Raw genomic sequence first — 8,893 nt, 5'->3', positions numbered from 1 at the left:
GAACCCGCATCGAACGCATCGCCATATTGTCGAGCATCTGCTGGCGCAGCGGAGTGATGGGTGCTTGGGTCGGTGACGTCGTCATGGCGAGGTTTCTCTTGTTGACGGAACCCCACCGTCCGCCTCCGCTGCCGCACGGCAAAACCTCAGCACAGACGCGCTACCTCACCACCAGCACCAGTGCCGCGCAGCGGCTTCGTGCGTTGGGTCAAAGACGCGTTGCTCATAGCCGCCGAACTTTTAAGCCGCTGTGACTATGCGTCTTCAGCAGGGCGTTACATCGTCACTGAGATATCACCTGAATCGTCAACGAATGCTTATATCGGTGGGGCCTGACCCTGGGTAATCCGGCTGGTGGTGCTGATGTACGTTTGCTTTCCAACGAGCCTGCGGAACTTGGAGGCTCTACTGTTCGAGCGCGGGATCGATATTTGCCATGAGATGGTACTTTCCAGCAGACCCAGGCTGTGCACGATCGTCGACCATAAATTTTTGACTGTCTCGACGGAAATGCTCGCCGGGTTCATCCTGGGTGATGAGGGGAGCCGCGTGAGTTCGCATCAGCTTGTCGCCTGGGTCGGTCGTTACATTCTGCCGCATGAGCGGCAGTTACGGGTCTGGCTGCGTGCGGCGTTCCCGGCCGTCGATGTGGATGACGTGGTGCAGGAAACCTATTGCCGGATCAGCAGGCTCGACGGGTTCGCGCATATCGACGACCCGCGCCGTTATTTCTTCCGTGCCGCGCGCAATGTCGTGCTGGAGCAGATCCGGCGCGAGCGGGTCGTCAGCATCGACGCGGCGAGCGGCCTAGCCGAACTGGACAGCGCGCCCGACCTGTCCCATTCGCCCGAGGAGATCGTCGCCGAACGGCACATGCTGGCCCGGATCGAGCGGTTGATCGATGCGCTGCCGGACCGGGCGCGTCAGATTTTCCGGCTGCGCAAGATTGACGGCATGGCGCAGCGCGACATCGCGATGCGACTGCATATTCCCGAAACCGTGGTCGAGAACGATGTGGCGCGAGGTCTGAAGCGGATTCTGGACCAGCTGAGTGATGACGAAAAGGCCGAGCTGCCGATCCGTCGCCGCGAACCCAGAAAAGCGCGACCGGGCCACCGCGAAACGGGAGGCTGGCGGTGATCGACGAAATCGCCTGTCGCTGGGCCGCATCGATCGACCGGGGCCTGGATCGTGACGAAGATGCCAGGCTGGCGGCTTGGCTGGAGGAGGACCAGCGGCACAGGGGGGCTCTCCTGCGCGCGACAGCGGCGCTGGGGTTGCTCGACCGCGTCCGTGCCTTGTCGGGGCGTCACGACGGGGATGGGGCTGAAGAGGATGGGACGCTGCGCCGTGATCGGCGACATTGGCGGCGATGGGGCGGTGGTGCGCTGGCGGCCGCGCTCGTCGCCGGGTTGGGCCTTGGCTTCTGGCCGGACCGGACGGAGCGGATCGATACCCGCATCGGCGAGATCCGGCGGATGCCGCTCGCCGACGGATCGGTCGCGCTCGTCAACAGCGGCACGACCCTGCGCCTGGCGTTCACGCCCAGCGAACGACATATCGATGTGCGCAAGGGCGAGGCCTGGTTTCAGGTCGCGCATAATCCGAAGCGGCCATTTGTGGTGGCGAGCGGCCCCTATCGTGTCCAGGCGGTCGGCACGGCCTTCGATGTCCGGCGAGAGGGCGAAGCCGCTCGGGTCGTGGTGACGAAGGGTGTGGTGAAAATCTGGTCCGTCGACAGCGCCGATCCGCCGCGCCGTGTGGCGGCGGGCGAGTGGGCGGTCCTGCATCCGGGCAGAATGGCGGTGCGGGCGATGGAGCCCCAAGCATCGGATCAGCAGCTGGCATGGCGGGAAGGGCGGATCGTGCTCGACGACATGACGCTCGGCCAGGCGGCGGCGGAGTTCAACCGCTACAACAACGATCAGTTGGAGGTCGCGCCATCCTTGGCCGGGCGGCGGGTCGTGGGCTGGTTTCGCATCTATGACGTCGACGGTTTTGCGGCCGCGAGCGCTGCGATGGTCGGTGGCCGAGTCGAGCGCCGTGAGGGGCCGGGCAATGGCGATGTGACCCGCATCGTTCCCTAGAAAAATTCTTTTCGACGATTTCGGCGTGTGGTGACGGAAACGGCGTGGCCACGCATCCTTGGATCAGCGCCACATGAAGCGCGTCAAAAACTAAGGGAGGGGTGTCATGCGCAGCCAGATTCTGTCTATTCCATTCGCGTCGACGGTGGCCATCGCCGCCGGGATCGCGTCGCCCGCCGTCGCCGCGCAATCGACGATCCGCAACTTCAACGTTCCCCGTCAGGCCGCGACGACCGGACTGGTCCGTTTCGCCCAACAGGCGGGTATCCAGATTCTCGCCCCCAGCGACGTGACGCGCGGCCAGACCGTATCGAACGTCAAGGGGCAGCTGAGCATCGAGGAAGGGCTGAAGCGGTTGATCGGCCCGAGCCGCCTGCGGCTGGTGTCGTTCGACGGACGGACGGCGGTAATCGGTGCGAGTGCTCCGGCGGCGATGCGGACAGTGGGCTATGCCCTGCCTCAGGATGGCGTGTCCCGGCCGGGCAGCGCGCCGGCGACGATGACGGGCGACGCCCCCTCGGCCGAAACCACCCAGGCGGATGACGGCGCGCAGAACGAGATCATCGTCACCGGCAATACCTCCGACCGCCGCACCCTGTTCAACTCCTCGTCCAACGTGACACTGGCGAGCGCGGCGGATCTGCTGCGCAAGGCACCGCGCTCGACCGCCGAAACGCTGGAACTGGTGCCCGGTGTCTTCGTCGAGGGCACGGCGGGGCCGATCTCGAACAATTATTCGGTGCGCGGCCTGCGCGGCGGTGCGCAGACCTTCATCACGCTGGAAGAGGATGGCATGCCGATCCTCTATGGCGGCGGCGGTGCGGACTTTTATTTCCAGAACGACATCACCATCAACCGCCTGGAAGCGGTCGAGGGCGGTACGTCGGGCGTACTGGCCCCCAATGGTGCAGGTGCGACGATCAACTTCATCTCGCTGAAGCCCAACCATGACAAGGCGATGGCGATGGTGCGCTATACCGGCACCACCTATGGCGACCTGCGCGCCGACGGCTATTTCTCCGCGCCGATCGCCGATGGCTGGGCGTTCAACGTCGGCGGCTATGTCACCTCGCAAAAGGGCGTCCGTCGCACGCCGTTCACCTTCAACGCCTATGACGTGAAGGCGATGCTGGAGAAGAAATTCTCCAATGGCGGGCTCATCCGCTTCACCGTCAAACATGGCGACAAGCATTTCCCCTATTACGCCGACATGCCGTTCCGCGTGGCGACCGATGGCACGATCAGCAGCGTGCCCGGCCTGGACCTGAAGCGCGACGACGCGGGCGGGCGCGGCTTCACCCAGTTCCTGGTGCCCAACGCCCCCGCGACCGGCGAAAGCCTGCGCCGGTTCAGCTCGGCCGATGGCGTCCATGTGAAGGCCAACACCTATCGCATCGATGTCGAAGTGCCGGTCAGCCCCAGACTGCGCCTGTTCGGCCGCGCGCGCTATCTGGACGGCTCCTATGACTTCAACGGGATCTTTCCGGGCAGCGGGGCGGGCACTGCGGGTCTGACCTCGGCGCTCAATTACCTGACGCCCGCTTCCTCGCCGCTGGCGGGGCTGACCCCGATCCAGGGATCGTCGCTGACCTATTTCCAGGTCGCCGCGATCCGTTTCCCCGGCGTCGCGCAATATGGCCTGCGCGACATCCGCACCGGCCAGGTGATTCCGGCGTCGAACACGGCCGCGCTCAACGCCCTGAACGGCAATGGCCTGCTCCAGCAGACGGTGCTCAATCACCAGACGCTGAAGACCAGGGATTTCGGCAGCGACTTCGGCGCGAAATGGGATTTCGGCGGCGGCAATATCGACAATTCGCTGACCGTCGGCGGCATGGTCTACAACGTCCGCCGGTCCAACAACCAGTCGGCCGTCGCGACTGTGCTGAACGACGTGCGCAACGACTCCAACGTCTATGACATGGTCGCGCTGAACGCGTCGGGCGGCGTGCTGGGGTCGCTGACCGACAACGGCATGGTCAATTATGGCAATTGGGGGCAGGGGCTGTTCAACGACGAGGTCACGTCGCTGTCGGCCTATTTCAACGACGAACTGACCATCGGCGACAAGCTGCACATCGACTTCGGTGCCCGCTATGAGCATCAGCATGTCCGGGTCGACATCGGCGATACTGCCGCGGTCAATGCCGCTGTACCGGCGGGTACGACGGGCCTGTACGACAATGTCGGCAGCACCTTCAAAGGCACCTATACCCGCCAGACCGCCAATTATTCCGACTGGGCCTATACGGCGGGCATCAATTACGAGCTGACCGATCACGTCGCGCTTTATGTGCGCGGCGCGCATGGGTTCCAGACCAATGGCGGCGACACCGGCGGCACCCACGCGCCGTCCGAGTTGACGCTGTACGAAGGCGGGGTGCGGTTCAAGGCGAACGGCTTCACCGCCTCGGTCATCGGGTTCCGCACCGAGTTCCGCGACCAGTCCTATCAGTTCATCAATCCGGCCAACCCGGCCCAGGCGAGCAATGCGCTGGCCGACAATTTCACCAACGGCGTCCAGCTGGATGTGACGCTGCGTCCGGTCGAATTCTTCAGCCTGAACGTGCAGGGCGTCTATCAGGACCCCAAGCTCAGCAACCTGCGCTTCAACGGTGTCGCCCAGCCGCAATATGACGGCAACACGCCCGAGCGGACGCCCAAGAAGCTGCTGAACGTCACCCCGTCCTTCGTCCTGCCCGGCGGCCTGGGCGAGATTTACGGGCGATACAAATATATTGGCAAGATTTTCGCCGACAGCGGCAACGGCATCGCGCTGCCCGATTACGGGGTCTTCTCGATCGGTGCGAGCATCGACGCCACGCCGCGCCTGAACCTGTCGGTCAGCGTCGATAACCTGACCGACGTGAAGGGCTTTACCGAGGGCAATCCGCGCCAGGGCCAGACGCAGACGATCGTCAACGGCTATTTCTATGGCCGCGCCATCGTCGGGCGCAATGCGCTCATCAGCGCGACGCTTAAGCTGTGAGGGTGAAGGCGGGGTTGCGGCTGTCGCTGGGTCTGGCCGCGCTGCTCGGTCTGACCGGCGCGGCGCCGGTCGAGCATTATGCCGTGCGCGAGGGGCTGAACATCAACAGCTTCACGCGCTCCGGCCCCGTCGCGGCGCATGTCGTGCTGCGATCGGGCAGGCAACCCCGCCTGCTCGTCGCCTTTCCGGCGGCCAATAGCGGAACGGCCCTGTGGTTCGAGCCGCTGGACCGGGACGCCGCGTGGCGGCTGGAGGGCGAGCCGCAGCCGGTGACGCTGCGCGATGCCAAGGGGCGCCCGCTTCACGGCGTGCGCTTCGCGGTGACGATCGACGCAGGCCGCCTGGTGCCGCGCCAGGCGGTGCTGTCGAGCATCCGCGTGATCCGCGACTATCAGGCGCTGGGCACCGCCCCCGCCGAGGTGCTGACCCCGCCACGGATGACCGCCGACACGATCCGCTGGTCGCGCGACCGGCTGGACGGGGCGGCGGGCTACGACCTGTCGATGTCGGTCACCGACGGGCGGATCGAAGGCGGCGCGATTCTGGCGGGTAAGAGCGGAACGATCCGTTTCGCCGTGACCGCGCTGACCGGCGAGACGCCGCTGACCCCGCGCGGCGGAGCGGACCTGCTCAATGCCAAGGCCCGGCCCGATCCGGGCGCCCGCAACGCGCTGACCTTCCTCAGCTATGCCGAAAAGTTCCTGGCGGGCTCGTGGCGGTTCGACACCTATTTCGGGCGCGACACGCTGATGTCGGTCCGGCTGCTGATGCCCGCGCTGCAACCGGCGGCGGTGGAGACCGGCCTGTCCTCGGTGCTGGCGCGCCTGTCGCTGCAGGGCGAGGTCGCGCATGAGGAGGATATTGGCGAGTTCGCCGTCCTCGACCACCGCAAGGCCGATGGTACCTCGTCGGACGCGCCGGTCTATAACTACAACATGGTCGACAGCGACTATATGCTCGCCCCGGTCGCGCGGGCTTGGCTGCTCGACGATCCTCGCGGACGGGCGCGGGCGGCGGCGTTCCTGGCGCAGCGGGTGGACGGCGAGACGCTGGGCGCGCGGATGGTGCGCAACCTGCGCTTCGTCCTGCGCCAGGCCCAGCCCTTCGCCCGCGATTCCGTTCCGGCGGGCCTGATCGCGTTGAAGCCAGGGATGGATGCGGGCGAGTGGCGCGACAGCAATGACGGACTGGCGGGCGGCCGCATCCCCTATGACGTCAACGCCGTGCTGGTGCCCGCCGCGCTGGATTCGGCGGCGGCGCTGGATGCCAGCGGGCTGCTGAAGCCGTATCTTGCCGCAGCCGATGCCGGGCTTTTCGCCCAGGCCCGGGGCGTCGCCGATGTCTGGCGGGCCAAGGCGCCGCCGCTTTTCGACGTCACGTTGGCCCCCGCCGAGGCGCGCCAGGCGGTCAGCCGCTATGCGCAGATGATCGGTGTTCCGGCCGCGCCCGCGCTGGCGGCGATCGGCAACGCCCCCGTGCGCTTCCCGGCCATCGCGCTGGATGCGCAGGGGCGGCCGATCCCGGTGCAGAACAGCGATCCCGGCTTCGCGCTGCTCTTCGACCAGCCGCCTGCCGAGGCGTTGAAGGTCATGGCGAGCGGCTTCATCGACGCGTTCCCGGCGGGTCTGCGCACGGGTGCGGGGATGCTGGTCGCCAACCCGGCCTTTGCCGATGCGGCGATCCAGCGCAAATTCTCGCCCAATGCCTATCACGGTACGGTCGTATGGAGCTGGCAGCAGGCGCTGGTCGCGGCGGGCCTCGCCCGGCAGCTGGAACGGCGCGACCTGCCCGCCGATGTCCGCGCATCGCTGGCCCGCGCACAATCCTGCCTTTGGGACGGGATCGAGGCGACGCACAGCGTCCAAAGCTCCGAGCTATGGTCGTGGCGCTATGCCGATGGCCGGTATCAGGTCGTGCCCTTCGGCGCGGCGGGCGCGGATGTCGACGAGTCCAACGCGGCGCAATTGTGGAGCACCGTCTATCTGGCGCTGCGTCGCCCGGCCGGGCAGGCGGTCGCCTGTTCCACCCGATGACGCTCGCAGATATGGGGCCGATCAGTTAGGCTGGCGGCCATGACGGACAAGCGCATTCGCCGGATCGTGATCCTGGGCGGGGGAACGGCGGGCTGGATGACCGCCGCCGCGCTGTCGCGTGCGCTAGCGGGGCAGGGTGTCGCCATCACGTTGGTCGAGTCCGACGCCATCGGCACGATCGGGGTCGGCGAGGCGACGATCCCCACCATCCACTGGTTCAACCAGATCATCGGCCTGGACGAGCGCCAGTTCATGGCCGAAACCAAGGCGACGGTAAAACTCGGCATCGAGTTCGTCGGCTGGAACGGCGAGGGGAGCCGATATTTCCACCCCTTCGGCACGTTCGGGCCACCAAGCGATGGTGCGATGTTCCTCCATCGTCTGATCCGAGCCCGCGGCGATGGCGACGTGGCTCCGACCGAGGCCTATTCGCTGACCGCGCAGGCCGCAAGGGCGGGCCGCTTCGCACGGCCCGTGCCAGATCGCCGCTCGCTGCTCTCGACGCTGGGCTATGCCTATCATTTCGATGCCGGTCTCTACGCGCGCTATTTGCACGGACTGGCCGAGCGCGCGGGCGTGCGTCGCATCGAGGGCGTCGTCGCGTCGGTGCAGCGGGATGGGGAGAGCGGTTTCGTCCGGTCGCTGGCGCTAGACGGCGGGCAGGTCGTGGCGGGGGACCTATTCATCGACTGTTCCGGACTGCGCGCGCTCCTGATCGACCAGACACTGGGCGTCGGCTTCGACGACTGGTCGCACTGGCTGCCCTGCGATCGGGCCTGGGCGGCACCGAGCGCGCCGGAGAGCGATCGCACGCCTTATACCCGCGCGACCGCGGCCGAGGCGGGGTGGCGCTGGCGTATCCCGCTTCAGCACCGGGTCGGCAATGGCTATGTCTTTGCCAGCCGGTTTCAGGATGAGGAAACCGCGCGCGCATCGCTGATCGCGGGCATGGACGGGCCACCGCTGGCCGACCCGCGACTGATCCGCTTCACGCCCGGCATGCGGCGGGAGGTGTGGCGGGCCAATGTCGTCGCGATCGGCCTGTCGAGCGGTTTCCTCGAGCCGCTGGAATCGACCAGCATCCACCTCATCCAGAGCGGGATCGCCAAGCTGTTGTCACTCTTTCCCGCCAGCGATTGCTCGCCTCTGCTGGCGCGGCAGTTTAACCGGGTGTTCGGGCAGGAGATGCTGGAGGTGCGCGATTTCCTGATCCTGCACTATCATGCCACCACGGGGCGCGACGAACCGATGTGGCGCGAGCGGCAGAAGATGGCGATCCCCGACACGCTGGCCGAAAAGATCGGGCATTTCCGAAGCTCCGGTCGGATCGTCCTGTCGAGCGACGAACTGTTCCGAGACGCCAGCTGGTTCGCGGTGCTGGACGGCCAGGGCGAGCGCCCCGGCGACCATAATCCGCTGGTCGAGGTCGTGGGGCGCGACGACAATCTGCGCCAACTGGCTGCGTTGCGAGCGGACATCGCGAAGGCGGCCGCGGCTATGCCGCCTCTCTCGTAACGACTCCGTGTAACCAATGTGGCAGGTAAGGCAGAGGGCTGATACTGATAACGGATGAGCCGGAAAATCGAGGGCGTTGCCACCTAGAGGCTGTTATGGACTTGAGAGGTTTGCTGATTCATCCAAGGTGGGATGAGCATTTGCCGCAAGCCGTATCCATCTGACGTGAGCGACGAGGAATGGTTGCTGGTCGCACCGTACCTGCTGCTGCAACGCGAGGATGCCGGGCAGCGGGAGCATGACCTGCGGGAGGTGTTCAACGGCCTTCG

At 66.3% G+C, this 8,893-nt stretch carries 7 protein-coding genes; all 7 read left to right on the top strand.

Annotated features, from left to right (window positions below; translation table 11 throughout):
• Positions 1 to 254: hypothetical protein (locus QZ546_RS17435; RefSeq protein WP_294240468.1), on the top strand; the 254-nt coding region annotated here is incomplete at its 5' end.
• Positions 255 to 363: 109 nt separating this feature from the next.
• Positions 364 to 1,140 (top strand): RNA polymerase sigma factor, encoded by a 777-nt coding sequence (locus tag QZ546_RS17430; RefSeq protein ID WP_294240470.1) that lies wholly within the window; start codon positions 364 to 366, stop codon positions 1,138 to 1,140.
• Positions 1,137 to 2,087, top strand: a complete 951-nt coding sequence (locus QZ546_RS17425) for a FecR family protein (protein WP_294240465.1) — start codon at positions 1,137 to 1,139, stop codon at positions 2,085 to 2,087. Before QZ546_RS17430 ends, QZ546_RS17425 begins: the two co-directional genes overlap by 4 nt.
• Positions 2,088 to 2,193: 106 nt before the next feature.
• The gene (locus QZ546_RS17420) at positions 2,194 to 5,076 is read left to right on the top strand and encodes a TonB-dependent receptor (protein WP_294240461.1); all 2,883 of its coding nucleotides are present in this window, start codon (positions 2,194 to 2,196) and stop codon (positions 5,074 to 5,076) included.
• Positions 5,073 to 7,109, top strand: coding sequence for a hypothetical protein (locus QZ546_RS17415; protein WP_294240457.1), 2,037 nt, complete (start codon positions 5,073 to 5,075; stop codon positions 7,107 to 7,109). The genes QZ546_RS17420 and QZ546_RS17415 overlap by 4 nt, the downstream gene beginning before the upstream one ends.
• Before the next feature lie 39 nt (positions 7,110 to 7,148).
• The gene (locus QZ546_RS17410) at positions 7,149 to 8,624 is read left to right on the top strand and encodes a tryptophan halogenase family protein (RefSeq protein WP_294240454.1); all 1,476 of its coding nucleotides are present in this window, start codon (positions 7,149 to 7,151) and stop codon (positions 8,622 to 8,624) included.
• A 132-nt stretch (positions 8,625 to 8,756) separates the two neighbouring features.
• Positions 8,757 to 8,893: transposase (locus QZ546_RS17405; protein ID WP_367113524.1), on the top strand; the 137-nt coding region annotated here is incomplete at its 3' end.

Origin of the sequence: uncultured Sphingomonas sp. (assembly GCF_913062585.1) — a bacterium.
In the GTDB taxonomy this organism is placed as follows: Bacteria; Pseudomonadota; Alphaproteobacteria; order Sphingomonadales; family Sphingomonadaceae; genus Sphingomonas.
This window is presented reverse-complemented; position numbering and strand designations above follow the sequence as displayed.